We start from the raw sequence: 26,723 nt of genomic DNA, 5'->3' as shown, positions 1-26,723 counted from the left end.
GGGGTGTCAGCGGGCGGCGGGCGCGGGTGCGTCGGCGGTCTCGCGCCGCAGCTGCCAGAGCTCGGAGGGTGAGATCGGCATCCGGCGGATCGGGATGCCCTCGGCGTCCTCGATCGCCGCGGCGATCACCGCGGTGCCCGGGATCGTGCCCGCCTCGCCGGCGCCCTTGATGCCGAGCGGGTTCAGCGGGCTCGGGGTCTCCAGGTGGTCGGTCTCGATGTGGGGCACCTCGGAGGCGAAGGGCATGAGGAAGTCCATGAAGGAGGCATTGAGGAGCTGCCCCATGTCGTCGTAGGCCATCCGCTCGTACAGGGCGCCGCCGACTCCCTGCGCGACTCCGCCGTGCACCTGGCCCTCGACGACGAGCGGGTTGATCATCGGCCCGCAGTCGTGGACGACGCAGTAGCGCAGGATCCGGATGTCGGCGGTGTCCGGGTCGGTCTCGACGATCGCCGCGTGCATCCCGGAGGCGAAGGTCGAGCGCACCGGGGAGAAGAAGTCCTGGTCCTCGAGACCCGGGGCACGGCCCGGGGTGACCGGCGGGGCCCCGGGAGCGGGCGGCCGAGCGAACTGGGTCGCGGCCTTCGCCGATTCGTCGAAGGCGTAGCGCAGCGGGTTCGACAGCACGGACACGGCCGACAGCGGCATGGAGGCGCTCGGGTCGCCCTTGACGCGGACGGTCCCGTCGACGATCTCGAGGTCGCCGGGGTCCACCTCGAGGTTGTCGCCGGCGATCGCGAGCGCCTTCTCCTTGACCTTCCGCGCCGCGAGATGCACGGCGTTGCCGCTCATCACCGCTCCGCGGGAGCCCCAGGTGCCCACCGAGTACGCCATCTTCCGCGTGTCCCCGGTCGTCACATGCACCTGGTCGATGGGCACGCCGAGCTCGTCGGCGACGATCTGGGCGAACACCGTGGCGTGGGCCTGGCCCTGCGTCGTGAGCCCCGTGAAGACGTTGACCCGGCCGGAGGTCTCGACCTCGATGTGACCGCCCTCGTACGGGCCGGCACCGGTGGATTCGACGTAGCAGGCCACGCCGATCCCGACCCTGCGGCCCTCGGCCCGTGCCTGCTCACGGAACTCGACGAAGTCCTCCCAGCCGACGAGCGCGCGCAGCTTGTCCATCGAGGCGACGTAGTCGCCGGAGTCGAGCACGCCCTCGGCGCCGTCCTGCATGATGACGCCGAGCGGATGCGGGAACTCGCGGACGAAGTTGTTCATCCGCACCTCGGTGCGGTCCATCCCGAGGCGTTCGGCGATCGCATCCATGGTGCGTTCCATGATGTACACGCCCTGCGGGCGGCCGGCACCCCGGTACGGGGTGACGATGACGGTGTTCGTGTACATCGACCAGAACTCCACCCGGTAGTCCGGCACCAGGTAGGGCCCGAGGACGTGGGTCGAGGTGTTGAGCGGGCAGATGACGCCGTAGGGGAGATAGGCGCCGTTGTCGTGCCAGAACTGCACATCGAGCCCGCGGATGCGACCGGAGTCGTCGAATCCGACCCGCACCCGCTGGAGCTGCCCGCGCTCGTGGGCGGAGGAGATGAAGTGCTCGCGCCGGTCCTCGGTCCATTTCACCGTCGTCGACAGCGCCCGGGCGGCGCAGGCCACCGCGACCTCCTCCGGCCAGGGGTGGTTGATCTTCACCCCGAAGGCGCCGCCGACGTCCGGGGTGATGACCTCGATGTCGGTGAGCGCCAAGCCGAGCTTGGCGGCCAGAGCCGCCCGCAGGCCGGTGCTCGTCTGGGTGGAGGAGTGGACGACCATCGTCCGGTCCTCGGAGTTCCACCGCGCGATGACGCCCTTGCCCTCCATCGGGATGCACGCGCTGCGCTCGATCTCGAGCTCGAGATCGAGCACGTGCGGGGCGGAGTCGATCGCCGCGGCGGCGTCGCCGACGGTCTGCACGTGGTGGGCGGCGACGTTGTCCGGGGTCTCGTCGTGGACGGCCCGGGCGGCCTCCCGTGCGGCGGGGAGCCCGACGACCGGCGGGAGGAGCTCGTAGTCGACCTCGATGCGCCCGCACGCGTCCTCGGCGATGTACCGGTTCTCGGCGACGACCATCGCCACGGGCTCGCCCACGTGGTTGACGTGATCGCGCGCGAGCGCGAACCCGGTGTGGGGAGAGCTGATCGAGGGGTGCGGCAGGAGCATGGGCAGGCGCTCCGCCGCCGCGCCGGGCAGGTCCTCGTGCGTCCACACCGCGACGACCCCGGGGACGTCGAGGGTGCCGGCGACGTCGATGTCGCGGATCCGGGCATGGGCGTGCGGGCTGCGGACGAACGCAGCGGCGAGGACCCCGGGGGCGAGGTCGTCGAGGTAGGCTCCGGCGCCGGTGACGAGGCGGGGGTCCTCCCGTCGGGTGATCGACTGTCCGAACATCCGCGTCGTCATGCGTCCTCCTCCCGCTCGGGCACGAGCTCGGCGGCCCGGCACACCGAGCGCACGATGTTCTGGTACCCGGTGCACCGGCACAGGTTGCCGGAGATCGCCTCGCGTGCCTCCTCCTCGCTCGGATCGGGGTTCTCGCGGACGTAGGCATCGATGGTCGTGACGAAGCCCGGGGTGCAGAAGCCGCACTGGAGGCCGTGGCAGTCGATGAAGGCCTGCTGCACCGGCCCGGGGTCGTCCGGGCCGTTGCCCAGCCCTTCGACGGTGGTGATCTCATGGCCCTCCGCCGAGGCGGCGAACATCAGGCACGAGCGCACCGGCCGACCGTCGAGCTGGACGGTGCACGCTCCGCACACGCCGTGCTCGCAGCCCACGTGCGTGCCGGTGAGCCCGAGGGTGTGGCGGAGGGCGTCGGAGAGGAGCTGCCGGTCGGGGACGTCGACCGTGCGGTCCACGCCGTTGACGCTCAGTCTCACGGTGCTCGTCGGTTCGCTGCTCATGCGTGCGCCTCCTGGGTCCGGGGCCGGTCGTTCGTGCGGGCCAGCCGGGTGAACGTGCGGCGGGCGATGACGCCGGCGAGGTGCCGGCGGTAGTCGGCGGTGGCGTGGATGTCGTCGATCGGGTCGATGTGCTCGCGCACGGCGGCGGCGACCGCCTCGGCGACCTCCCGGGCCTCGGCGGTGGGGGTGCCCGCCACGTGCTCGTCGAGCACGAGCCGCTCGGGGAGGTCGGTCACGGAGACGAATCCGGCGCTGAGCCCGGTGATCGTCTCCGCGGCGCCGTCCCCGTCGGTCGCGAGCACCATCCCGACCCCGGCGAGCGCGTAGTCGCCGGATCGGCGTGCCAGCTCGTCGAAGCCCGTGCGCGCCCCGGCCCCGGCTGCGCCGAAGGTCGCCGAGACGAGGATCTCGTCGGGCTCCAGGCAGGTCTCGAGCGGGCCGACGAACAGCTCTGCGGCCGGGATCTCGCGCTCGCCGCGGCTGCTCACGGCGCGCACGTGCCCCTCGGTCAGCGCGAGGATCATCGGCATCTCGCCGTTGGGGTCGGCGTGGGCGAGCGATCCGACGACGGTGCCGCGATTGCGGATCGCCGGGTGGGCGACGTGGGTGAGGGCCTGGCGGAGGAGCGGCTGGTGCTCGTGCGCGCCGGCATCGTGCTCCACGGCGCGATGGGTGGCGAGCGCGCCGACCGTCACGCCGGCCCCGCTCGACTCGACGCGGTCGACGTCGGGCAGCGCGGTGATGTCGACGAGGTGGGCGGGTGCCGCCAGGCGCATGTTGAGCACCGGTACGAGGCTCTGTCCGCCGGCGAGCACCTTGGCGTCGGGGCCGAGCTCGGCCAGCAGCTCGAGCGCGGCCGCGAGGGTGCGCGGACGGTGCAGAGTGAAGGGGGCGGGCTTCACGTATCGGTCCTCTTCTCGCGTGCCCGACGGGCACCGTAGTCCTCGGTGAGCTCCTCGCCGATCCGGCCCTCCGATCCGGTGGACCCGATGGTGATCGCCGTGCCGCCGGGCTCGACGGCCTCTGCGGCCGCGGCATCGCGCATCGAGCGGGGGGCGACGAGTCGGGCGAGGTGGTACATGACCAGGGTGACGATGGTACCGAACGCGATGCCGGAGAGGGTGAAGTTCTCGGTCACCGTCAGACCGACGTCGCCGATCGCGATGATGATGCCCGCCGCGACCGGGGCGAGGTTGAGCGGATTGGCGAAGTCGACCCGGTTCTCCTTCCAGATCTTCGCGCCGAGCATGCCGATCATGCCGTAGAGCACGACCGTGATGCCGGCGAGGACGCCGCCGGGGACCGCTGCGATGACCGCGCCGAACTTGGGGGAGAGGCCGAACCCGATCGCGACGAGCGCGGCGACGTAGTAGGCCGCGGTCGAATACACGCGGGTGGCTGCCATGACGCCGATGTTCTCCGCGTAGGTGGTGGTCGGCGAGCCGCCGACGCTCGAGGCCATCGCGGTGGCGACGCCGTCGGCGAACACCGCGCGTCCCACATAGGGGTCGAGATCGACGCGCGTCATCTCCTCGACGGCCTTGACGTGGCCGACGTTCTCCGCGACGAGCGCGATGACCGCGGGGAGCATGAGGACGATGAACCCGGCGTTGAAGGCGGGCAGGTGGATGCCGACGACGCCGGCGGCCTCGTCGGTGAAGGGCGGGAAGCCGATCCATGCGGCGGCCTCGACGCCGGACCAGTCGACGCGGAAGCGGGTGGTGATGTCGTCGACCGCGGAGTCGTAGGACGTGATCTGGCCGAACACGAGGTCGAAGACCCAGGAGAGCACGTAGCCGAAGACGAGTCCGATGAACACGGAGACGCGGCCGAGGAACCCGCGCAGGCCCACCGACATGAGGATGACGGCGACCATGACGATGAGGGCGACCCACTGGTCCTGCGGCCAGTAGACGTTCGCCACGACCGGGGCGAGGTTGAACCCGATGAGCATGACGACGGCGCCGGTGACCACGGGCGGGAGGATCCGGGTGAGGATGCGTGCGCCGATGAAGTGGATGAAGACGCCGGCGACCGCGAGGACGAGTCCGGCGACGAGGATCGATCCCGACACCTCCTGGATGGTGCCGCCCTGGGCGGTGACGGCGGCGACGCCTCCGACGAACGCGGCAGAGGTGCCGAGGTAGCTCGGCACCTTCCCGTTGACGATGAGGAGGAAGATGATCGTCGAGAACCCGCTGACCATGACGGCGAGCTGCGGGTTGAGACCCATGACGATGGGGAAGACGAAGGTCGCGCCGAACATCGCGACGACGTGCTGGGCGCCGAGCCCCACGGTGCGCCCCCAGCTCAAGCGCTCGTCCGGGGCGACGGCGCGACCGGGCAGGACGTCCTTGCCGTCGCCGTGGAGTTTCCATCCGAATGCCGACATGACTGCTCCTCGGGTCGCGGGCGGTGGCGATGGTGCTCGGGAACCGCTCCCGGTCACTCGCCGCTGTGTACACCCTAGAAGGGCGATGAGGCGCAGGTCACGTCAGCATCTGACGAACCGGATCGGTGCGCACTGGAGGTTTCCGCCAGTCGGCCGGGCCGGGGTCGCGCGCCGTCGTCACGGGAGCCGGACGATCTGCAGAGCCAGGGTGATCGCGAGGCGCAGGTGCGGGTCCGTGGTGAAGGGCCCGAGCATCCGCTCGAGCTTCGTGATCCGGTAGCGCAGCGAGTTGTAGTGGAAGAACAGCGCGCGGGCGGTCTCGGCGACGTTGAGATTGTGGTCGAGGAGCACCTGCAGGGTCTCCCGCAGGTCGGCGTACTCGGTCTTCGCGTCCCCGGCCAGCGGGCCGAGGGTGTCTTCGGCGAAGGCGCGCAGCTCCTCGGTGTCGGCCACCTGGAGGAGGAGCCGGTGGACCCCGAGGGTGTCGAAGTGGCTCAGTGCGCTGCCGCCGTGGATCCGGCGGCCGATCTCGACCGCCCGGGTGGCCTCGACGTAGGCGGTCGGCAGATCGTGGACGGTCGCCGCCGGGCGGGAGATCCCGGTGGAGAAGGCCCGTCTGCCGCCGCCGCCCATGCCCCGGACCTCCCGAATGCACTCCTCCACCGCCGCGGTCTGGCGTTCGGTGTCGGCCGCGGGCAGCAGCACGATGACCTCGTCGCCGGCCCCCACCACGGCGGCCTTCTCGTCGAGCCGCTTCACCGCGGCGGTCCACGCGGTGGCGAACAGCTCCTGGAGCGTGCGCTTCTCGTCTCCCTCGGAGGCGTCGGCATCGGCGTCGACCTCGGCCACGACGACGGACAGCGGCCGGTCGAGGTCCCAGCCGAGCGACTCCGCATGGGACAGGATCCGGTCCGTCGAGGTGATGCGGCCGCGCATGACCTCGTGGACGAAATCGGTCCGGTACTTGCTCTCCACCGCGGAGATCGCCTGCTGCTTGGTGATGACGAGGGCGGCGGCCGCGGCCGCCTGCTCGAGGACTCCCAGGTGGGCCGGGCCCAGCCCCCGCTCGGAGAACACGACGAGCCGACCGAGATCGCGGGACCCGCCGAGGATCCTGGTGCTCATCCGGTGCATCCCGTCCTGCGCGAGGTCGACGCCCGTGGGCTCGCTCTCCACGCGGAAGCGGCCCGTCGGATCGAAGCACGGCAGCTCGCGCGGCCGCGGGGGGTCCGCGACCGCGCGGGGATCGGGGACCTCGGCGCGGACCCGGCCGTCCATCGTGGTGACGACGACGTGGATCCCGATCTCGTGGGCGAGGCGCGCGCACACGTCGTCGAGGTCGCCTCCGGTGACGACGGCATCGACGAGCTCGCGCATCACCCGTTCGCTGCGATGGAGGGAGTCGGCGCTGCGGCCGAGCACCTCGGCGAGGACCTCGTTGATGATGTCGTCGAACCCGGTGTCCGCGGGCAGCGCGATGATCGGCAGGCCGAGGTCGTCGGCGAGTGCGATCGCCTCCTCCGGGATCTCCTCGAGGTACCGGCTCATCTTGATGCCGAGGCCGGAGAGTCCGTGCGCGGAGAACTCGGAGACGAGCTCCGTCAGCCGCCCGGGGTCGTCGCGGAGCGGGTACCCGGTGGTGAGCAGGAGCTCGTGCGGGCGCACCCAGGGGAGGATGTCCGGGACCTCCATGATGTTCACCCGCCGCACCGTCCGGTCGAGCCGGTTGCCGCCGGCGACGAGCCGGGAGCCGAGCAAGGAGGGGAGGGTGAGGACCTCGGAGAGCGGGAGAGCGGCGGGGTCGAGCTCGGTGATCGCGGGCTCCTCTCGGGATGCGGCATGAGCCGTAGCATGTTCTGCCGGATCGCACCGGCTGGTTCGGCATGATTCGCCGTGACCTGCACCATACCAGCCGGGCATAGGCTGAGTGGATGACCACAGCGCCCGTCGCATCGACCGCTCCTCCCCGGAACCCGACGACTGCGCGCCGGCCCGCGCCCGCACAGCTGGCGGCCGCCGCTTCGACCCTGACGTCGGCGGCCGGGCCGGGCCCCTGGCAGGTCGTCGGCATCATGCGCCACGGCTTCTACGCGGCCTCGGAGACCGGCGCGGTGCTGCCGGTGCTCGGCCCCACGGCGCTGCGCCTGCCGACGGCCGTCCTCGTCCCCGAGCTCACCGGCGATCGACTGGCCTCCCTGCAGATCGGTGCGGCCCTCCGGGTGGAGTCGGGACGCATTATGACCGAGCACTTCCACTGCGCGATCCGCCGCCGCTGGAATCCCACGCGCATCCGGCCGTGCGATCCCGCACGCCGTGCCTCGGCCGCATCCGTCTCCGCCTCGATCGCCCACCCCGCGTGGCCGGAGCCGGGCATCGAGGATCTGGCCCACCGTGCCGCACGACTCGTCCATGTCGGACGCGCCCTCGACCCCGGGGCCGTCGACTCCGCGCTCGCCGCGCTGCTCGGCCTCGGCCCCGGCTCCACTCCGTCCGGCGACGACGCCGTCTGCGGCGTGCTGCTCGCGCTCCGGCAGGTCCGCGCCGTGCCCGCGCTCGACCTCCTCCGGAACCGGCTCCGCGCGGCCCTCGCCGCCCGACCTGCCCCCACCGGCGGGCTGTCGGCCTCGCTCCTCGACGCCGCCGCCGCCGGCGCCTGCGTGCCCGAGGTGCGCGCGGCCCTGGAACTCCTCGTCTCCGGCGCGCCGGCCGGCCCGATCGCACGCGCCGTCGCCGCGGTCGGGACGAGCTCGGGAGCCGACATCCTGTGCGGCGCCGCAGCCGTCCACCTCACCGACGCGACCGCACCCGACAGCGGTCCCGCAGCTGTCCCGCCGTCCGCCTCGCCCGTCGCACCGTCCTCCTGAAAGGAACCCCGATGACCGATTCGATCGAGATCCGCAGCGGAGTCTACTTCGACTCCGTGGCCCTCATGCAGGTGTCCGCACGGGTGAAGAGCACCCCCGGGGTCAGCGATGCCCTCATCGGCATGGGCACCCCGCTCAACCTCGACCTCATGCGGGAGGTCGGGTTCGACGTCGCGGACGGAGCGGCACCCACCGACCTCGTCATCGCCGTGCGCGGCGAGACCGAGGAGGCGCTGGAGGCCGCGCGATCCGCACTCGATGCGGCGTTCGCCGAGCTCGCGGCCGCCGCGGCGGCCGCCGGTGGGCCGCTCGGCGGGGACAGCCCGCCGCTCACGCTGGGTTCGGCCGCGCGCCGGACCGGGGCGGGCCTCGCCGTCGTCTCCGTGCCCGGCGAGTACGCCGCCGTCGAGGTCCACGATGCGCTCGAGGCCGGCTGCTCGGTGATGCTCTTCAGCGACAATGTCCCGGTCGAGACGGAGATCGCGCTCAAGGACGCCGCGGCCACCCGCGACCTCCTCGTCATGGGCCCCGACTGCGGGACCGCCGCGATCGGCGGGGTCGGACTCGGTTTCGCCAACACCGTGCGGTCGGGGACCTTCGGGATCGTCGCCGCCTCGGGCACCGGCGCGCAGCAGGTCATGACGCTGCTCGACGAGGCCGGGGCCGGGGTGAGCCACGTCCTCGGCACCGGCGGCCGCGACCTCGGGTCCGCCGTGGCCGGACGGACGACGAAGCAGGCGCTGCGCGCTCTCTCCGCGGACCCGGGCACCGAGCACGTCATCATCGTGTCGAAGCCCGCGGACCCCGCGGTTGTGCGCGAGGTCGAATCGCTCGCCGGCGAGCTCGGCCTGCCGGTCTCCTGGGCGGTCCTCGGACCGGACAGCCCGGATCTCACCGCCGGGGTCGAGGCCGCCCTCGCCGCCACCGGGCGCACCGTCCCCCAGTGGCGGTCCTGGGGAGCGGGGGAGCCGCCGGCCGCGGCTACCGCCGCCGGCGGGGACCTGCACGGACTGTACGTGGGCGGGACGCTCGCCGACGAGGCGATGCTCATCGCCTCGTCGGTGCTCGGACCGATCCCGTCGAACATCCCGCTCGACGGAGCACCGGAGATCGACGGCCACAGCCTGCCGGCCTCCGGCCACCGCGTGCTCGACTTCGGCGACGATGCGATGACCCGCGGCCGTGCCCACCCGATGATCGACCCGGAGCTGCGCCAGAGGGCGATCCGGAGCGCGGGCGGGACGGCAGGGGTGCTCCTCCTCGATCTCGTCCTCGGACACGCCTCCCACCCGGACCCGGCCGCCGAACTCGCAGCGGCGATCGCGGAGGCCCGCGAGACGGCGGCGGCCGCCGGTCGCACCCTGCCCGTCGTCGTCGGCCTCGTCGGGACCGAGGCAGACCCCCAGGGGCGCGCGGCCGCCGCCGAGGCGCTCGTCGCCGCCGGGGCCGAGGTCTTCAGCTCCCATGCCCGAGCGGTGGGGCGGGCGCTCGCCCACCTCGGCCACGCGGTGCCCACGGCGTCGCCGGTGCGCTCCGCGGACGGGACCGGGGGCGCCGGTGCCGGGAGCACGGGCGCATCCGATCCCGCGAGCAGCCCGCTGCGCGGACTCCTCGACCGCGACCCGGTGGTCGTCACCTCCGGGGTGTCCCTGTTCGCCGAGGCCCTGCGCGCCCAGGCCGTGGCCGTCACGGAAGTGGCCTGGCAGCCGCCGGCCGGCGACATCCGCGCGCTCACCGCCGTCATGGCCGACGAGCGCCGGGAGGCCGCCAATGCGCAGGCCCTGGAGCGGATGCTCGCCGCCGGCGCCGAGCTCGTCGGCCTGCGGCCGGCGCGCGAGTGCCTGGGCCTGGCCGAGACCGAGCTTCTCCACTCCGGCCCGCCGCTGGACTGGGAGCGCGCCTCCGGCCCGATGCGCGGAGCGCTCGCCGGCGCGGTCGTGTTCGAGGGCCTGGCGGATTCCCTCGACGAGGCGGAGGAGGGGCTCGCCGCCGGTCGCTTCTCGTTCGCGCCCTGCCACAGCCGGGACGCGGTGGGTCCGATGGCCGGTGTGGTCTCTCCGAGCATGTGGATGATGGAGTTCGTCGACCCGGTCCACGGCAACCGCGCCTACTGCTCGCTCAACGAGGGCCTGGGCAAGGTGCTGCGCTACGGGGCGAACGGCCCGGAGGTGCTCGAGCGGCTGCGCTGGATGCGCGACGTGCTCGGGCCCGTGCTCGCCGCGGTGCTCGCCGCGCACGGACCGATCGACACGAAGAACTACGTCTCCCAGATGCTCCAGTCCGGCGACGAGGGGCACAACCGCAACCGCACCGGCACGCTGCTCTTCCTCCGGGACATCATGCCCGACCTCCTCTCCCTCGACGGCTGGTCGCGCGAGGATCTCGCCGAGTGCGCGCGGTTCCTCGGCTCGAACGACTACTTCGCGCTCAACATCGTCATGCCCACGTGCAAGCTCGCCCTCGCCGCGGCGAAGGACGTCCCCGGCTCGACCCTCGTGGTGACGATGGCCCGCAACGGCACGGACTTCGGCATCCAGCTCTCCGGCACCGGGGACCGCTGGTACACCGGCCCCGCCCAGCTCCCGCAGGGGCTGTTCCTCGGCTCCTACGGGCCCGACGACGCCAACCCGGACATCGGGGACTCCGCCATCACCGAGACCGCGGGGATCGGGGGGCTCGCGATGGCGGCCGCCCCGGCGATCGTGCGCCTCGTCGGCAGCGATGTCGCGTTCGCGGTGGAGACCACTCTGCGGATGTACGAGATCACGCTCGGCGAGCACCCCGTGCACCAGGTCCCGGTGCTCGAGTTCCGCGGCGTGCCCAGCGGCATCGACGCGACCAAGGTGGTCCGGACCGGGGTGCTCCCGCAGATCAACACCGGCATGGCCGGGAAGATCGCAGGGGTGGGGCAGGTCGGTGCCGGGCTCGTCACCCCGCCGGCGGAGTGCTTCACCGCCGCGCTCGCCGCGCTCGAGGAGACCGTCCCCGGGTGACCGCCGCTCAGCGGTGGATGGGGCCTGCGCCGGATGTCAGCGGCAGACCGGTGGCCCCGGAGGCGTCGCGGAGCACCTCGGCGAAGATCGAGACCGCGGTGGCCTCCGGGGTGCGCGCCCCGAGGTCGAGGCCGATCGGCGCGCGGAGCCTGCCGAGCTCCTCCTCGCTCAGCCCCGCCTCCCGCAGCCCGGCGAGCCGGAGCGCATGCGTGCGTCGGCTGCCGAGCGCCCCGACGTAGCCGACATCGGCCCGGAGCGCGGCGGCGAGGACGGGGACGTCGAACTTGAGATCGTGGGTGAGCACGGCGACGACCGTCGAGGGGTCCACCCGCCCCGCGGAGATCTCCGCCGCGAGGTGATCGTGCGGCCACCGGGCGATGACCTCGTGCGCCTCCGGGAACCGGGCCGCCGTGGCGAACACCGGGCGGGCATCGCACACCGTCACCCGGTAACCCAGGAAGCGGCCGAGCCCTGCGAGCGCCCGCGCATAGTCGATCGCCCCGTAGACGAGCAGCCGGGGCGGGGCGGCGGAGACGACGATGAGCACCCGGGTCCCGCCGCCGAGGCGCCGGCCGGTCGAATCGTACTCCCGCACCCGGGTGCTCCCTGCGGTGAGCAGGCCGCGGGCGTCCTCGGCGACATGCGCGTCGAGGCGCGGATGGCCGAGGCCGCCGACCGTCGCATCCTCGACGGGGATGGCGAGCCACGGGGAGCCCCCGCCGAGCGCGTCGCCGGGCGCGGACCCCGCCGGATCCGCGGGCAGACGCAGGGCGAGGGCCGCCGGTGATTCCGCGCGCACCGCGTGGAGGAATGCGATGAGCGCGGCGGGGTCGGTGACCGGGACGACGCACACGTCGAGCGTCCCCCCGCAGGCCAGCCCCACACCGAACGCCTCGTCGTCGCTGATGCCGTAGTGGGCGATCTGCGCCGAGCGGGATTCCATGACCTCGAGCGCAAGGGCGTGCACGGCGCCCTCGATGCAGCCGCCCGACAGGCTGCCGATCGCCTCGCCGGCGCGGTCGACGGCCATCATGGTGCCGGCCGGGCGGGGCGCGGAGGACCACGTGTCGACGACGACGGCGACCGCGCACTCCCGCCCCTCCTCGAGCCACGCGAGCAGGGGTTCGCAGATGTCACGCACGGGCAGGCTCCCGTCCCGGGGAGGGAGCCCGTCCGATGGTCGCGGCGACCTGCTCCCAATCGGCGACGGTCGTTCCCGGCAGGGTCCGCTCGGCGTGGGCGGCGGCGATCCCCATCGCGCGGGTGGCCGGCTCCCAGCCCGGGCGGCCGGCCCGTGGGTTCACCCAGAGGAAGCGTCGCGACAGCCGGTCGAGCCGCTCGCAGGCGTGGTCCAGCGAGTCCATCGACCCCGTCTCCCAGCCGTCGGACACGAGCACGCAGACGCTGCCGCGCACCGCGAGGGCATTCGAATCGAGCAGGGTCCCCAGCGAATCCCCCAGCCGTGTCCCGCCGACGGCATCGGGCACGTGGTCGAGCATCCGGTCCAGGGCGGCCCCGGCATCCGCCTCGCCGAGCTCAGCGGTGACATGCGTGAGCCGGGTGCCGACGGTGAACACCCGGGCATCCGCCTCGATCCGCCAGCGTCGGGCGAAGCGGATGATCGCGTCGAGCCAGGGGCGCATCGAGGCCGAGACGTCGAGGACGAGGACGACCCGGCGCGGCCGGGGGAGCGGGCGTCGACGCGGCAGCCGGGGGAGGTCGTCGGCGCGCGCCAGAGCGCGCAGCGTGCGCTCGAGATCGACCGGCCCGTGCACCGCGCGGCGGGTGCGCGCACCGATGCGCACGGGCCGCTGCACCGTGAGGCCGTCGATGAGTCGGGCCGCCGCCTCCCGGTCGGCGCCGTCGCCGAGGTCGGTGCGGCGCAGCAGCTCCGTGCGGCTCGCGGCGGCCTCGGGCACCCCGGTCTCCGTGCCCGGGGCCTCGCCGGCACCGGAGCTGTCCGGGGTCCGCACCGGGACGGGGGCAGGGGGCTCGACGCGCGACGGACGCAGCCCGAAATAGCGGGCGAACACCGCATCGTGGACGGCGATCTGCGATTCCTCCCGGCAGCAGATGGCCCGTGAGGCCGCGCGCACCTGCCGGGGGTCGAGCGGGTCGAGCCGCGCCGCGGCCGCGACGAGCAGGTGCATCTCCGGCGGGGTCACGGGGAGCCCGGCCCGCCGCAGGGCGCCGCCCAGACCGAGCAGCACCCCGCTGAGGTCCTGCGTCGTCCCGGCGGCCGGTGTGCGCGGCGTCATGATCCGGGCTCCCGGTCGGCGCCCTCTGTGAGCACTGCGCCGTCGCCGAGTGCTGTGTCGTCGCCGAGCACCGCGGCCGGGTCGAACCCGCGGACGTCCGCGGCGTCCTTGAGCACCGTCGACAGCGTCGCCCGCACCGTCGGCTCGGTGAGCTCGACAACGCCGAGCCGGTCGAGGGCACGCAGCCAGTCGAGGGTCTCCGCGGTGCCGGGCGGCCGCACGAGCGGCAGCTCGCGCAGCCGTGCGGCGGCCGCGACGACGGCGGCGCGGAGATCTGCGGACGCTTCGGGTGCGCGCGCCGCCAGGATGCGCCCCTCGAGGGCCCGGCTCGGCTGCTCGAACCAGTGGTAGAGGCAGCGGCGGCGCAGCGCATCGTGGATCTCGCGCGTGCGGTTCGAGGTGAGGACGACGATCGGGGGCCTGGATGTGCCGATCGTCGATTCGGTGCGCCCGAGCTCGGGCACCGACACCGTCCACTCGGAGAGCACCTCGAGGAGCACCGCCTCGAACTCGTCGTCCGTGCGGTCGAGCTCATCGATGAGGAGCACGGCGGGGGTGTCCGCGCTCGACGCCTCGAGCGCGCGGAGGACCGGCCGGGTGAGCAGGAACCGGCGGGAGTGGAGCGCGTCCTCGACCGAATCCGAGGCGAGCACGGTGCCCGTGGTGCGGGCCTCGGCCTCGAGGGAGCGCAGATGGAGGATCTGACCGGCGAAGTCCCAGTCGTACAGGGCGTGGGCGGCCGTGATCCCCTCGTGGCACTGGAGCCGGAACAGGGGACCGCCGTACACCTCGGCGAGGGCCGCCGCGAGACTCGTCTTGCCCACGCCCGGCACGCCCTCGCACAGGAGCGGGCGCCCGAGCTCGCCTGCGAGCCAGGCCGCGGTCGCGAGGTCGTCCGAGGCGAGATAGCCGGTGCGCGCCAGGGCTGCGGCGAGGGCGGCCGGGGTGCCCGGCGGATCAGGCGGGAGCCGGAGCCCGGCCGCCGCGCAGTCCTCCGGGGTGTCGACGTCGGCTCCGCGATGCGGATCACCGCCGTCGACGAGGGTGAGCGCCCCGCTCGCGGCCGCGTGCTCCAGGAGGTCCCGGGCGCCCGTGTCCCCGGTGGCCGCGGCGCGTGCCGCCGGAACGTGCGCGGCGCCGATGAGCACGGGGTGACCGGGCGCCCCGTCCCACTGCACACGGGCGAGGACGTCGGGACGGGCGTGCTCGAGGAGGCGGGCGCACACCTCGGTCGGGAGCTCGGCGAGATCGACGAGGGAGACGAGCACCGCGGTGAGCCCCGGAGCGTCCGCGGCATCGAGCCCGGCCCGCAGGGAGGCGCCCATGCCGGAGCGCCAGTCGTCGGCGACCACCGCCTCGGCACCGGGCGGAACGAGGTGGCGCGCCCGGTCGGCGGCGCATCCGAGCACGACGATCACCCGGTCGCATCCGGCCGCGCGGAGCCGGTCGACCTGGAGGGCGAGCAGCGGTGCGCCGTCGGAGGTGCGCAGGAGGGCCTTGGGCCCGCCCAGGCGGGTGCCGGCCCCTGCGGCCAGGAGCACGCCGGTGACCTGCACGTCCACTGTTCTCCTCCTCCTCGGAGCCGGCCGGGTCGCTCGTTCCCGCGCGGTCCGGGGGAGCGCGGGGGCGAATCCCGAGTCTACGCGGGACCGGCAGAGGTGACGACGGTGCCCACAGCGCCCTCGGCCGCGGCCCCGAGGGAGGATAGCGCGGTGATCACGCCGCGCCGCCCGCCGCCCTCGACGAAGCGCAGGACCGCTTCGATCTTCGGACCCATGGACCCGGAGCCGAACTCGCCGGACCGGTGCATCTCGCGCAGCTCGGCGACGGACACCGCGCCGATGTCGCATGCCTCCGGGGTGCCGTACCCGGATACCGCATGGGGCACGTCGGTGGCGATGAGGAGGCAGTCGGCACCGACGCTCGCCGCCAGCCGAGCGGCCGTGAGGTCCTTGTCGATCACCGCGGAGACCCCGTTGTGGCCGTGCCCGTCGGGGACCACGGGGATGCCGCCGCCGCCGGCGGCGACGACGATCCAGCCGGCGTCGACGAGGTGGACGATCGTCCGGGTCTCGAGCACCTCGACGGGGTCGGGGCTCGCGACCACCCGGCGCCAGCCCTTCTCCCCGAAATCGCGCCAGACCTGCCCGTGGCGCTCCATCCGAGCGGCGTGCGCGCGCGGGTGGTAGGCCCCGATAGGCTTGACCGGGTGGGTGAAGGCGGGGTCGTCGGGGTCGACCGCCGTGCGCGTGACGAGCGCGACGACCGGCCGGGCGAGGCCCCTGTCGCCGAGCTCCTTCTCGATCCGGTCGACGATCGTGAAGCCGAGGGTGCCCTGGGTCTGCGCCCCGCACCAGTCGAGCGAGACGGGAGGCAGCTCGCCGGCCGCGATCTCGTTCTTCCGCAGGATGTTGCCCACCTGGGGGCCGTTGCCGTGGGTGACGATGACCTCGTGGCCGGCGGCGACGAGGTCGGCCAGATGGACGGCCGCCCCGGCGATCGCTCGGCGCTGATCGTCCGGTGCGGCCGAGCCGTCCGGTGCGGTCATCGCGTTGCCGCCGAGGGCGACGAGGATCCTCACAGCCAGTCCACCTGCGCGGCCCGGGTGCCGTCCCCGGCGAGCCGGGCGTATCCCGGTCCGCGATCGAAGAACGGCTCGTCCCCGTCGCGCGCGGAGCGCAGCCGCTCCCGCTCGGCGTCGGAGGCCGCGGAGTCCACCGCGAGCTCGTCGCCGGATCCGGTGACGACGATCCCGTAGTCCGCGCGGGCGCCCTCGATGCTGACCTTGCCCCAGGAGACGTCGCGGAGGACCTCCTCGGCGGGCCGGTCGAGGGGATCGCCCCAGCCGCCGCCGCCGGTGGTGCGGATGCGCACCACCTCGCCGGCGGCGATCGGCTCGGCATCGGCGAGCGCGTCGATCTCGCGCTCGTTCGGACCGCCCGGATCGATCGTGACCTGGAACGGACGTCCCGCCTTCCCGCCGCGCACGCCCCAGCAGGCGAGGATCGAGCGGTCGGCGATCGACATGAAGTGGCCTTCGCGCAGCATCCTGATGTGCTTCTCGTAGCCGAGCCCGCCGCGGTAGCGGCCGGCCCCACCGGAGTCGACGGCGAGCCCGAGCCGCTCGACCCGGAAGGGGAACCGGGACTCGGTGAACTCCGTGGGGAGGTTGCGGGAGTCGGGGACGACGTGGATCGTGTCCTCGCCGTCGGCGTAGTAGCGCCCGCCCGAGCCGCCGCCGAGCACCTCGCGCATGAGGTAGTCGTTGCCGTCGGTGTCCTTGCCGTAGACGCCGGTGTAGCGGATCGTCTCCTGGTCGGCCGGCATCTGTCCGTCGACCGCCTTCGCGACGACCCCGGCGAGCACTCCGAGCAGACGCAGGATGACGAAGGTGCGGGCGTTCGTCGGGCCGGGGAAGATCGGGGTGAGCAGGGTGCCCTTCTCCGGGAAGCGCATCTCGATGAGCGGGACGATGCCCTCGTTGACGTCGAGCTCGGCCATCCGCTCGGGCCCGTCGGCGAGGTTGCGGAGGATCGGGGCGAGCCACTTCTTGAGGAAGTTGCCGCCGACGTAGTCCCCGCAGTGGTTGATCGGCCCGGCCGCCTGGGCGGCGGTGCCGGTGAAGTCGATGATGAGGCGCGGTCCGCCGTCGCCCGGGCCCGGGCCGCCGGTCGAGGTCTTCGTCAGCGTGATCCGCTGCGTGTGGAGCTGCGGCTCGGCGACCCCGTCGTGCTCGGCGTAGTCCTCCCACACGTACTGCCCGTCGGGGATCTTCGCGAGGATCTCACGGCGGTAGATGTCGGTGGTGTTGTCGAGGATCGTGTCTAAGGCGCCCTCGACGGTCTCGACCCCGTAGCGGGTGAAGAGCTCGGCGAGCCGCCGGGCTCCCATGAGGCAGCCCGAGCACTCGGCGTCGAGGTCGGCGGCGAGCGAGTCGGGCATGCGGGAGTTCCGGGTCATGATGCGCAGCGCGGCTCGGTTCGGCACACCGGCGTCCCACAGCTTGATCGGCGGGATCATGAGGCCCTCCTCGAAGACGCTCGTCGCTCCCGAGGGCATGGAGCCCGGGCAGGCCCCGCCGATGTCGTCGTGGTGGCCGAAGGCCTGGACGAAGCACACGACCTCGCCGTCGGCGAACACCGGGACGGTGACGCACATGTCCGGCAGGTGTCCGATCCCGCCTTCGGAGGCGTAGACGTCGTTGTGGAAGAACACGTCCCCCTCGCGCATCTCCTCGATGGGGAAGTCGCGGACGACCGGGTGGACGAGTGCGGAGTACGAGCGTCCGGTGAGCTTGCGGAGCTGCCGGTCGTGGATGCCGGCCCGGAAGTCGTGGGCGTCGCGGATCATCGGCGAGCGCGAGGTGCGGGCGATCGCCGTCTCGACCTCCATCTCCACGCTCGCCAGCGTCCCCTCGACGATCTCGACGATGATGGGGTCGACGGCGGTGCCGTCCGGGGTGAGCCGGCCTCCGTGGGAGTACGCGGTCGGGAGCCCGGCCGGGTTGATCGGGGAGGCGGCGATGTAGTCCGCGAGCTCCTGTCCGGTGAGCGGCGCGAGGCCGAGCATCGAACCGGAGTCCTGAGGGGGCGTCTGCCGGGTGGGTGTGGAGTCGGTGGTGGTCACTGCGCTGCCTCCGTGGTGGTGCGGGTGATGACGAGGTTGCCGGCGGAATCGACGTCGGCGCGGAATCCGGGATGGACGGGGACGGTGGAGCCGAACTCCTCGATGATCGCCGGACCGGTGATCCGGTCGCCGGAGAGCAGCTCGGGCCGCCAGTAGACACCGGCCTCGACGAACCCGGCGTCGGCGTCGAAGCACACCTCGCGGACGGAGGTGCGGGCGCGCTCGTCGATGTCGGGGGCGCCGGCTGCGGCGGCGATCTGCGGGATCTCCGGACGGGTGATGGGGCCGATGCCCGACACCCGGAGGTTGACCCACTCGACCTGCTGCTCGGCGTCGCCGGCGAAGTCGTAGCCGTAGAGGCTGCGGTGCTCGGCATGGAAGGCGGCGGTGACGGAGTCGGCCCATTCCCGGGTCACCGGACCGGCCGGGGCGGGCACCCGGACCTCGAAGGCCTGACCGAAGTAGCGGAGGTCGACCGAGCGCTGGAACTCGTGGTCGGCGGCCGCGAAGCCCTCGTCCGTGAGTGCGGACGCGGCCTGCGCGGTGAGCGCGTCGAAGATCGAGGTGATCGCCTCGAGATCGAGACCGATGTCCTTCGCGACGTTGGTCTGCACGTAGTCGTTGCGGACGTCGACGGTGAGGAGTCCGAAGGCGGAGACGTTGCCGGGGTTGAGCGGGACGAGCACCCCGGCGAGGTCGAGGATGTCGACGAGCCGGCAGGCGAGCAGCGAGCCCGAGCCGCCGAAGGTCGCGAGCATGAAGTCGCGCACGTCGAGCCCGCGCTTGACCGAGATCTGCCGCAGCGCGTTCGCCTGGTTCCAGGCGCTGATCTCGAGGATGCCGGCCGCGGCGTGCTCCGGGCTCAGACCCAGGCGCTCGGCGAGCGCGGCGATCCCGGTGCGCGCCGCCTCGACGTCGAGGGGGATCTCCCCGCCGAGGAGGTGGGCCGGGATGCGCCCGAGGAACACGTGCGCATCGGTGATCGTGGGTTCGGTGCCGCCCTTCGCGTAGCACAGCGGACCCGGATCCGCTCCTGCCGACTGGGGGCCGACCTTGAGCTGGCCCTCGGGGGTGGTCCACGCGATCGAGCCGCCGCCGGCGCCGACGGTGACGACGTCGATCATCGGGATCTTCGACGGGTAGGCGCCGACGGTTCCCTCGGTGGTGAGCGCCGGCTCTCCGTCGAGGACGACGGTGACATCGGTCGAGGTCCCGCCGCCGTCGCAGGTGAGGACCTTCTCGAAGCCGGCCTCCCGGGCGATGAGTCCGGCCCCCAGGGCGCCGGCGGCGGGGCCGGAGAGGACCGTGGTGATGGGCTGGTGGACGACCTCGTCGGCGGACAGCACTCCGCCGTTGGACTTCATGATGTAGAACGGGATCGAGCCGCGGTCGCCGTGCTCTGCACCGGTGTAGGCGTCGAGGCGCTCGTGGATGTTCGTCACATAGCGCGACACCTTGGGCTTGACGGCCGCGTCGACGAGCGTCGTCATCGACCGCTCGTACTCGCGGTACTCCCGGAGCACCTCGGAGCTCAGGGACACGACGGCGTCCGGGTGCTCCTCGGCGAGGATCGCGCGCATGCGCTGCTCGTGGTCGGGGTTCGCATAGGCGTGGAGGAAGTTGACCCCGAGGGTGTTGACGTCGTGCTCCCGGAACCACCGGGCGGCGGCGCGGGCCCCCTCCTCGTCGAAGGGGCGGACCTCGTTGCCCTCGAAGTCCATCCGGCCGGCGACCGTCTTGACGAGGTCGGCGGGCACGATGCGCCCGGGCTTGACCCAGAAGTAGGAGTTGCCGTAGCCGTCGGGGACGGCCTGGCGGGCGATCTCGAGGATGAACTCGTAGCCCTCCGTGGTGATGAATCCGAGGCGGTCGAGCTTGCCCTCGAGGAGCTGGTTCGTCGCCACCGTCGTGCCGTGGCTCACCGCGGCGATGTCCGCGCCGGTGGCCGAGAGCTCCGCGAGCACCTTGTCGATCCCGGTGATGAACCCGTCGGCGGGGTTCGCCGGGGTCGACGGGGTCTTCGTCGTCGTCAGAGTTCCCGAGTCCTCGTCGAAGGCGACGATGTCGGTGAAGGTTCCGCCGGTGTCGATGCCGATGCGGATGCGCCGCTGCGCTGTCGTCATGGGAGTCCTTCCGGATGCGTTCGCTCGAGTGCTGAGCGGCCGGACCGCCCATGGCACGGAAGGGGTCCGTGCCTGCTCGCGCTCTCATTCTCCCGGGTGATGCACGCCACACCTTCGGCAACTTCTGCCGAATCAGCACCGCTTTCTTGGGAACCGGGGCGGCTGCTCGCCGGCCTCCCGGATCAGTCCCCGGCCTCCCGCCTCAGGCCAGGGAGTCGCGCCAGGCGCGGTGGAGGGCGGCGAACCGCCCGGTGCCCGCGATGAGCGCGGCGGGCTCGCCGTCCTCGATGATCCGGCCCGCCTCCATGACGAGCACCCGGTCGGCGATCTCCACCGTGGACAGGCGGTGGGCGATGATGATCGCGGTGCGGCCGGCGAGCACGGTCTCGAGCGCGGACTGCACGAGCCGTTCGGAGGGGATGTCGAGGTGCGCCGTCGCCTCGTCGAGCACGATGACGTCGGGATCGGCGAGGAACGCCCGGGCGAAGGACACGAGCTGGCGCTGCCCGGAGCTCAGCCGGCCCCCGCGGGAGCGGACGTCGGTGGCGTAGCCGGCGGGCAGGCGGGCGACGTCGGCATCGAGGCCCACGGCCCGACCCGCCGCCTCGACCTCGGCGTCGGTGGCCTCCGGGCGGCCGATCCGGATGTTGTCCGCGATCGTGCCGCTGAGCAGGAACGACTCCTGGGTCACCATGACGATTGACCGGCGCAGCGCGGCGTCGGCGAGATCGCGCAGATCGACGCCGTCGACGGCCACGGTGCCGGCGGACGGATCGTAGAAGCGGGTGACGAGCTTGACGAGCGTGGACTTCCCGGCGCCGGTCGCCCCGACGAGCGCGACGGTCTGGCCGGCCGGGATCCTCAGGTCGAAGGTCGGGAGGATGTCCGGGCCCTCGCCGTAGGAGAACCGGACGGCGGAGAAAGCGAGCTCCCGCCCGGCCGCGTCCGCGCTCCGGCGCGCGGGCAGGGCGACGGGGTGGTCCGGCTCCTCGACCGTGGGCTCGGTGTCGAGGACCGCCGCGATCTTCTCCAGGGCGGCCGATGCCGACTGGTAGAGGTTGAAGGTCTGCACGAGCTCGTCGAGCGGGCCGTAGAACCGGCGCAGGTAGAGGACGAACGCGGCGAGCACACCGATCTGCGTCCAGTCCTCGATGACGAACCACGCGCCGACGGCCATCACCGCGGCCTGCGTGACGTTGCCGATGAGCCGGGTCGAGCCGGCGAACCACGCGACCCCGCGCAGCGCCCGGACGTTGGCGTCGCGGTACTGCTCGTCCTCGCTCTCGAGCCGCTGCCGGCCGTGCGGCTGGCGGCGGAAGGCCTGCACCGCGCGGATCCCGCCCATCGTCTCGACGAAGTGGACGATGACCTTCGCGATCGAGGTGCGGGTCCGGCGGAAGGCCGCCCGCTGGGTGCGCTGGGCGGCGCGGGTGGTGAACACGAGCGGGATGAACCCGGCGAACACGACGAGCGCGAGCCGCCAGTCGAGGGCGACGAGGATGACGGCGATGCACGTCATCTGCCCGAGCGCGGACAGCGCATCCATGAGGGAGTAGCCGAGGAACTGCTGCACCGACTCCATGTCCGAGGTCTGCCGGGACACGAGCCGGCCCGAGGTTGACTTCTCGTGGTAGCCGAGGTCGAGGCGCTGGGTGTGGACGAACAGGCGGGTGCGCAGGTCGAACATGATCTTCTGCGCGAGCACGCCGACGAGCCGGTTCGCCAGCCACATCCCGAGACCGCCGAGCAGGGTGACGCCGACGAATCCGCCGATCGCCCAGCCGAGCGCGGTGACGTCGCCGTCCGCGGCGCGGGGGAGACCCTCGTCGAGCGCGAGCGCGACGAACACCGGATCGAGGACCGAGGCGAGGATCGTCAGGGCGACGACGACCGCGAAGGCGATGATCCCGCCGCGGTAGGGGCGGGCGAGCGAGCCGAGGAGGCGCCGGGCGCGGCGCGCGATGTCCGGCGGCAGCTCCTCGGCCTCGGTGTCCTCGTCGGCGCGGATCGCGGGGGTCACCGGCGCACCTCCTCGGGGGCGGAGGCGCCCATGAGGTCGCGGTAGGTGCGGCTCGTGCGGAGCAGCTCCTCGTGCGTGCCGGTGGCGACGATCCGGCCGTCGTCGAGCACCGCGACCCGGTCGGCGAGCGCGGTCGTCGAGGGCCGGTGGGCGATGATCAGGGTCGTCGAGGCGTGGAGGACCTCGCGCAGGGCGCGCTGCACCCGCTCCTCGGTGTCGACGTCGACGGCGGACAGCGGATCGTCGAGGACGAGGAGCCGGGGCCTGCCGATCACCGCACGGGCGAGCGCGAGGCGCTGGCGCTGCCCGCCGGACAGCGACAGCCCCTGCTCGCCGACCTCGGTGTCGAGGCCCGCGGGCAGGGCGCGCACGAAATCGGCGGCCCGCGCGATCTCCAGGGCCTCCCACACCTCGGCCTCGCCTGCGCCCGGCGAGCCCATGCAGACGTTGTCGGCCACGGTGGCGGAGAACAGGATCGGCTCCTCGAAGCTCACCGAGACGAGGCGGCGGAGCTCGTTGAGGGGGAGCTCGCGGATGTCGGTGCCGTCGATCCGGATCGCTCCCGAGCTCACGTCGTAGAGGCGCGGGACGAGCGAGGCGAGCGCCGTCTTGCCGCTGCCGGTGGCACCGACGAGCGCCAGCGTCTCACCGGGGGCGATCCGCAGGCTCACCCCGCGCAGGGTGAGGAGGTCCGTGTCGGGGAAGCCGAAGGCGACGTCGTCGAACTCGAGGACGCCGGTGAATGCGCGGGACGGGGGAGCGTCATCGATGCCGCCGTCGGCGTCGGTGATGTCGAAGGCGGTGTCCATGACCTCCCAGTAGCGGGCGGCGGCGGTGACGGACATGATCGCGTCGGACAGCAGGAAGCCGAGCATCTCCACCGGGATGCGGAGCACCATGACCAGGGTGACGCCGGCGACGACGGTGCCCACCGTGGTCCAGCCGGCGAGCACGCCCCAGGAGCCCACCGCGATGACCGCGGCCATCGCGAGGCGCGGCAGGGTCATCGTGCCCGCCCACATCCACGAGTCGAGGTAGGCCTTCCGCACCTCGATGGCGCGGAGGTGGGCGGAGATCGCCTCGAACCGCTCGGTCACCCAGGGTGCACGGCCGAACGCCTTGATCACCCGGATGCCCTGGACGGACTCCTCGACCTGGGTGGAGATCACGCCCATGGTGTCCTGGGAGGCGCGGGACTCCCGCTGGTAGCGGGCGTTGAAGACGATGACGCCGGCGAGCATGGGGATCGCCATGAGCACCGCGATGAGCCCGAACGCCGGCTCCATCACCGTGAGGACGATGATGCCGGTGACGATGACGAACGGGGTGGAGACGATGAACGGGGCGCCGAACGCGAAGAACCGGCGCAGCTGGGTCATGTCGTTGATCGCGCGCGACAGCAGCTGCCCGGACTCCCAGGAGCCGTGCACGCCGATCGACAGGTACTGGAGGCGGTCGTAGATCCGGGCCCGCCAGGTGATCTCCCACTGCGAGACGACCTTCGCCGCGATCATCCGCCGTCCCCACAGGGCCACCGCCTCGACGACGCCGATGCCGAGCACCGCCGCGATCGGCAGCCACAGGGCGGACAGGTCCTGCTCCGCGATCGGCCCGTCGACGATCCGCCCCATGAGCGCGGGCACGAGCAGCGAGATCGCGTTCGCCCCGAAGGTCAGCGCGATGATCGTGAGGTAGACATGGAGCTTGCGCCGGATGTCGGGCCAGAAGCGGAGGAGGGAGCGCACGGCAGTCAAGCCTACTCCGCGGGCTCGCCGCTGTCGCCGGGCGGCGGCCGGGTGCGCGGCCTGCGGCGGCGGTGACCGGAGCGGCGGCGAGCGCGGACACGGAATCCACGATGCGAGACGGAGTGGCCGCCATTTGACATGCACCACCGGGGCGCGGGTAAGCTCAGTCACATGCAGAACCTTGTCGTCGTCATTACGCAGCGCGCGGTGAACCCGTAGAGCTGTCGCTTCGACGACGTCCCGCGCGCCCCTCCCGGAAACCGGACAGGGGCGTTTCTCATGCGGGGACCAGTTCAGTACACGATGAAGGAGTCAAGTTGGCAGCCTCAGCATCGTCCGGCGGACCGGGAGGGCCCGTGAAGCCGGGCCCCGCCCCGGCGTCCCGCCGGACAGCCAAGCCGACCGGTCCCGCCTCCGCGGGCGCCCCCGTCCCCACCGCCGCGCCCCCGGCGCACCGCCAGGACCGCTCGACCGCGGAGGTCCTCAGCGGCGCGCAGGCCGTCATCCGCAGCCTCGAGCTGCTCGGCATCGACACCGTCTTCGGGCTCCCCGGCGGCACCATCCTGCCGACCTACGACCCGCTCCTCGACTCCGAGAAGATCACGCACATCCTCGTCCGCCACGAGCAGGGCGCCGGCCACGCCGCTGAGGGCTATGCCGCGGCGACCGGGAAGCTCGGCGTGTGCTTGGCGACCTCCGGCCCGGGCGCGACGAACCTCGTCACCGCGATCGCCGACGCCCACATGGATTCGGTGCCGCTGCTCGCGATCACCGGTCAGCAGTCCTCGAAGCTGCTCGGAACGGATGCCTTCCAGGAGGCCGACATCGTCGGCATGACGATGCCGATCACCAAGCACAGCTTCCTCGTCACCCGCGCCGAGGACATCCCGCAGGCGCTGATGAGCGCCCACCGGATCGCCACCACCGGACGGCCCGGCCCGGTGCTCGTCGACATCACCAAGGACGCGCAGCAGGCCGAGGCGCCCTTCGTCTGGCCCGAGGAGCCCTACCTGCCCGGCTACCGCCCGGTGCTCAAACCGCATGCCAAGCAGATCCGCGAGGCCGCCGCGCTCATCGCGCAGGCCCGCCGACCCGTGCTCTACATCGGCGGCGGCGTCATCCGCTCCGGCGCGGAGGAGGAGCTGCTCGCGCTCGCCGAGGCGACGCACATCCCGGTCGCCACCACCCTCATGGCCCGCGGCGCGTTCCCCGACTCGCACCCGCAGCACCTCGGGATGCCCGGCATGCACGGCACCGTGCCGGCGGTCGCGTCCTTCCAGAAGGCCGACCTCCTCATCGCGGTGGGGGCCCGGTTCGACGACCGCGTGACCGGCGACCTCGACTCCTTCGCCCCGCGGGCGAAGGTCATCCACGCCGACATCGACCCGGCGGAGATCGGGAAGAACCGGACCGCGGACGTGCCGATCGTCGGGGACGCCGCCGAGGTCATGGCCGAGCTCCTCACCGAGCTCCGGACGCGGTACGAGGCCGTGCTCGCCGACGAGCGCACCGCCTGGTGGCGGATGCTCGACGAGTGGAAGGAGACCTTCCCGCTCGGCTACGAGGAGAACGAGGACGGGCTGTGCGACCCGCAGTACGTCATCTCCCGGATCTCCGCCCTGACCGGGCCGGAGGGCGTGTACGCCGCCGGTGTGGGGCAGCACCAGATGTGGGCCGCGCAGTTCGTGAAGTACGAGCGCCCGCGGTCCTGGCTCAACTCCGGCGGGCTCGGCACCATGGGCTACTCGGTGCCGGCGGCGATGGGCGCGAAGGTCGGCGAACCCGACCGCGTCGTGTGGGCCATCGACGGTGACGGCTGCTTCCAGATGACCAATCAGGAGCTCGCCACCTGCGTGATCAACCGGATCCCGATCAAGGTCGCCATCATCAACAACTCCTCCCTGGGCATGGTGCGCCAGTGGCAGACGCTGTTCTACGACGGCCGCTACTCGCACTCCGATCTCAACACCGGGCACAACTCGGTGCGGGTGCCCGACTTCGTCAAGCTCGCCGAGGCCTACGGCTGCGAGGGCATCCGCGTCGAGCGCAACGAGGACGTCGATGCCGCCGTGCAGCGCGCCCTCGAGATCGACGACCGACCCGTCGTCATCGACTTCACCGTGCCGGCCGACGCCATGGTGTGGCCGATGGTCGCCGCCGGTGTGAGCAACGACGAGATCCAGTACGCACGCGACATCCGCCCGGACTTCGGCGGAGAGGAATTGGAGGAGGGCGTCTGATGAGCCGTCACACACTGTCCGTCCTGGTCGAGAACAAGCCCGGCGTGCTCGCCCGCCTCACCGGACTCATCGCGCGCCGCGGCTTCAACATCCACTCGCTCGCGGTGGGCACCACGGAGATCGAGGCGTTCTCGCGGATCACCGTGGTCGTCGACGTCGCCGACGTGCCGCTCGAGCAGGTGACCAAGCAGCTCAACAAGCTCGTCAACGTCATCAAGATCGTCGAGCTCGAACCCGAGGTGTCCGTGCGGCGCGCGCACATGATCTTCAAGGTGCGCGCCGACGCCGCGACCCGGGCGCAGATCGCGGCCGCGGTGGAGATGTTCCGCGGCCACATCATCGACGTCGCCCCCGATGCGGTGTCGATCGAGGCGACCGGCGAGCAGTCGAAGCTCGACGCGCTGCGCCTCGTGCTCGAGCCGTTCGGGATCAAGGAGATCGTGCAGTCGGGCACGGTCGCGATCGCCCGCGGTCCGAAGTCCATCACCGACAAGGCGCCCCGCGCCGGCTGAGCCGCTCCCGGAGCAGGACACGATGCGGACACCGCTGTCGGCGTCCCGCATTCCCT

The 26,723-nt window shown here is 72.7% G+C and carries 17 protein-coding genes; 4 read left to right on the top strand and 13 right to left on the bottom strand.

Annotation, left to right across the window (positions count from 1 at the left end; all coding sequences use genetic code 11):
• Positions 1-6: 6 nt before the first annotated feature.
• The 5 genes from cutA to FDF13_RS14140 all read right to left on the bottom strand — a co-directional run bounded on the left by cutA (position 7) and on the right by FDF13_RS14140 (position 7,044).
• A complete protein-coding gene (gene cutA, locus FDF13_RS14160) occupies positions 7-2,397 on the bottom strand; it encodes an aerobic carbon-monoxide dehydrogenase large subunit (RefSeq protein WP_137320211.1) in 2,391 nt (796 codons plus the stop codon).
• On the bottom strand, positions 2,394-2,894 hold the full coding sequence (locus tag FDF13_RS14155; RefSeq protein ID WP_137320210.1) for a (2Fe-2S)-binding protein: 501 nt from the start codon (positions 2,892-2,894) through the stop codon (positions 2,394-2,396). Before FDF13_RS14155 ends, cutA begins: the two co-directional genes overlap by 4 nt.
• Positions 2,891-3,796: a xanthine dehydrogenase family protein subunit M gene (locus FDF13_RS14150; protein ID WP_137320209.1), complete on the bottom strand. Its 906-nt coding sequence runs from the start codon at positions 3,794-3,796 to the stop codon at positions 2,891-2,893. The genes FDF13_RS14155 and FDF13_RS14150 overlap by 4 nt, the downstream gene beginning before the upstream one ends.
• Positions 3,793-5,286: a uracil-xanthine permease family protein gene (locus FDF13_RS14145; protein ID WP_137320208.1), complete on the bottom strand. Its 1,494-nt coding sequence runs from the start codon at positions 5,284-5,286 to the stop codon at positions 3,793-3,795. The genes FDF13_RS14150 and FDF13_RS14145 overlap by 4 nt, the downstream gene beginning before the upstream one ends.
• A 177-nt stretch (positions 5,287-5,463) precedes the next feature.
• Positions 5,464-7,044: a PucR family transcriptional regulator gene (locus tag FDF13_RS14140; RefSeq protein WP_217494868.1), complete on the bottom strand. Its 1,581-nt coding sequence runs from the start codon at positions 7,042-7,044 to the stop codon at positions 5,464-5,466.
• Between the two features lie 173 nt (positions 7,045-7,217).
• On the opposite strand from FDF13_RS14140, the gene FDF13_RS14135 reads away from it, so the two are divergent.
• Together FDF13_RS14135 and FDF13_RS14130 are read left to right on the top strand one after the other, a co-directional pair.
• The gene (locus FDF13_RS14135; protein ID WP_137320206.1) at positions 7,218-8,150 is read left to right on the top strand and encodes a DUF2877 domain-containing protein; all 933 of its coding nucleotides are present in this window, start codon (positions 7,218-7,220) and stop codon (positions 8,148-8,150) included.
• Between the two features lie 11 nt (positions 8,151-8,161).
• On the top strand, positions 8,162-11,143 hold the full coding sequence (locus FDF13_RS14130; RefSeq protein WP_137320205.1) for a DUF1116 domain-containing protein: 2,982 nt from the start codon (positions 8,162-8,164) through the stop codon (positions 11,141-11,143).
• A gap of 7 nt (positions 11,144-11,150) precedes the next feature.
• On the opposite strand, the gene FDF13_RS14125 is transcribed toward FDF13_RS14130, so the two are convergent.
• The 8 genes from FDF13_RS14125 to FDF13_RS14090 all read right to left on the bottom strand — a co-directional run bounded on the left by FDF13_RS14125 (position 11,151) and on the right by FDF13_RS14090 (position 23,915).
• A complete protein-coding gene (locus FDF13_RS14125) occupies positions 11,151-12,284 on the bottom strand; it encodes an XdhC family protein (RefSeq protein WP_137320204.1) in 1,134 nt (377 codons plus the stop codon).
• The gene (locus tag FDF13_RS14120; protein WP_137320203.1) at positions 12,277-13,401 is read right to left on the bottom strand and encodes a VWA domain-containing protein; all 1,125 of its coding nucleotides are present in this window, start codon (positions 13,399-13,401) and stop codon (positions 12,277-12,279) included. The genes FDF13_RS14125 and FDF13_RS14120 overlap by 8 nt, the downstream gene beginning before the upstream one ends.
• Complete coding sequence (locus FDF13_RS14115) at positions 13,398-14,963, bottom strand: NTP transferase domain-containing protein (protein ID WP_254668826.1); 1,566 nt, start codon at positions 14,961-14,963, stop codon at positions 13,398-13,400. Before FDF13_RS14115 ends, FDF13_RS14120 begins: the two co-directional genes overlap by 4 nt.
• 77 nt (positions 14,964-15,040) lie before the next feature.
• Positions 15,041-15,982 carry a carbamate kinase gene (locus FDF13_RS14110; RefSeq protein ID WP_137320201.1) on the bottom strand — a complete coding sequence of 314 codons (942 nt, stop codon included), beginning with the start codon at positions 15,980-15,982 and terminating at the stop codon, positions 15,041-15,043.
• Entirely contained in the window at positions 15,979-18,027 is a 2,049-nt protein-coding gene (locus FDF13_RS14105; RefSeq protein ID WP_254668825.1) for a hydantoinase B/oxoprolinase family protein, read from the bottom strand. Before FDF13_RS14105 ends, FDF13_RS14110 begins: the two co-directional genes overlap by 4 nt.
• Positions 18,024-20,150, bottom strand: coding sequence for a hydantoinase/oxoprolinase family protein (locus tag FDF13_RS14100; RefSeq protein WP_137320200.1), 2,127 nt, complete (start codon positions 20,148-20,150; stop codon positions 18,024-18,026). Before FDF13_RS14100 ends, FDF13_RS14105 begins: the two co-directional genes overlap by 4 nt.
• A 202-nt stretch (positions 20,151-20,352) precedes the next feature.
• The gene (locus FDF13_RS14095) at positions 20,353-22,170 is read right to left on the bottom strand and encodes an ABC transporter ATP-binding protein (RefSeq protein WP_175406992.1); all 1,818 of its coding nucleotides are present in this window, start codon (positions 22,168-22,170) and stop codon (positions 20,353-20,355) included.
• Positions 22,167-23,915 carry an ABC transporter ATP-binding protein gene (locus FDF13_RS14090; protein WP_137320199.1) on the bottom strand — a complete coding sequence of 583 codons (1,749 nt, stop codon included), beginning with the start codon at positions 23,913-23,915 and terminating at the stop codon, positions 22,167-22,169. Before FDF13_RS14090 ends, FDF13_RS14095 begins: the two co-directional genes overlap by 4 nt.
• Before the next feature lie 356 nt (positions 23,916-24,271).
• Here FDF13_RS14090 and FDF13_RS14085 point away from each other — a divergent pair, with 356 nt between their 5' ends.
• Entirely contained in the window at positions 24,272-26,155 is a 1,884-nt protein-coding gene (locus tag FDF13_RS14085) for an acetolactate synthase large subunit (RefSeq protein ID WP_137320198.1), read from the top strand.
• The gene (ilvN, locus tag FDF13_RS14080; RefSeq protein ID WP_137320197.1) at positions 26,155-26,667 is read left to right on the top strand and encodes an acetolactate synthase small subunit; all 513 of its coding nucleotides are present in this window, start codon (positions 26,155-26,157) and stop codon (positions 26,665-26,667) included. The genes FDF13_RS14085 and ilvN overlap by 1 nt, the downstream gene beginning before the upstream one ends.
• Positions 26,668-26,723 lie beyond the last annotated feature (56 nt).

The organism is Brevibacterium sp. CS2, assembly GCF_005280295.1.
In the GTDB taxonomy this organism is placed as follows: domain Bacteria; phylum Actinomycetota; class Actinomycetes; order Actinomycetales; family Brevibacteriaceae; genus Brevibacterium; species Brevibacterium pityocampae.
The sequence above is the reverse complement of the archived record's forward strand: the minus strand, read 5'-3'. Positions and strand labels throughout refer to the sequence as shown.

Bases quoted from the DNA above. Each gene is read 5' to 3' on its own strand.
- cutA (WP_137320211.1), bottom strand. From the start codon at position 2,397: ATGACGACGCGGATGTTCGGACAGTCGATCACCCGACGGGAGGACCCC.
- FDF13_RS14155 (WP_137320210.1), bottom strand. From the start codon at position 2,894: ATGAGCAGCGAACCGACGAGCACCGTGAGACTGAGCGTCAACGGCGTG.
- FDF13_RS14145 (WP_137320208.1), bottom strand. From the start codon at position 5,286: ATGTCGGCATTCGGATGGAAACTCCACGGCGACGGCAAGGACGTCCTG.
- FDF13_RS14135 (WP_137320206.1), top strand. From the start codon at position 7,218: ATGACCACAGCGCCCGTCGCATCGACCGCTCCTCCCCGGAACCCGACG.
- FDF13_RS14130 (WP_137320205.1), top strand. From the start codon at position 8,162: ATGACCGATTCGATCGAGATCCGCAGCGGAGTCTACTTCGACTCCGTG.
- FDF13_RS14120 (WP_137320203.1), bottom strand. From the start codon at position 13,401: ATGACGCCGCGCACACCGGCCGCCGGGACGACGCAGGACCTCAGCGGG.
- FDF13_RS14100 (WP_137320200.1), bottom strand. From the start codon at position 20,150: ATGACGACAGCGCAGCGGCGCATCCGCATCGGCATCGACACCGGCGGA.
- ilvN (WP_137320197.1), top strand. From the start codon at position 26,155: ATGAGCCGTCACACACTGTCCGTCCTGGTCGAGAACAAGCCCGGCGTG.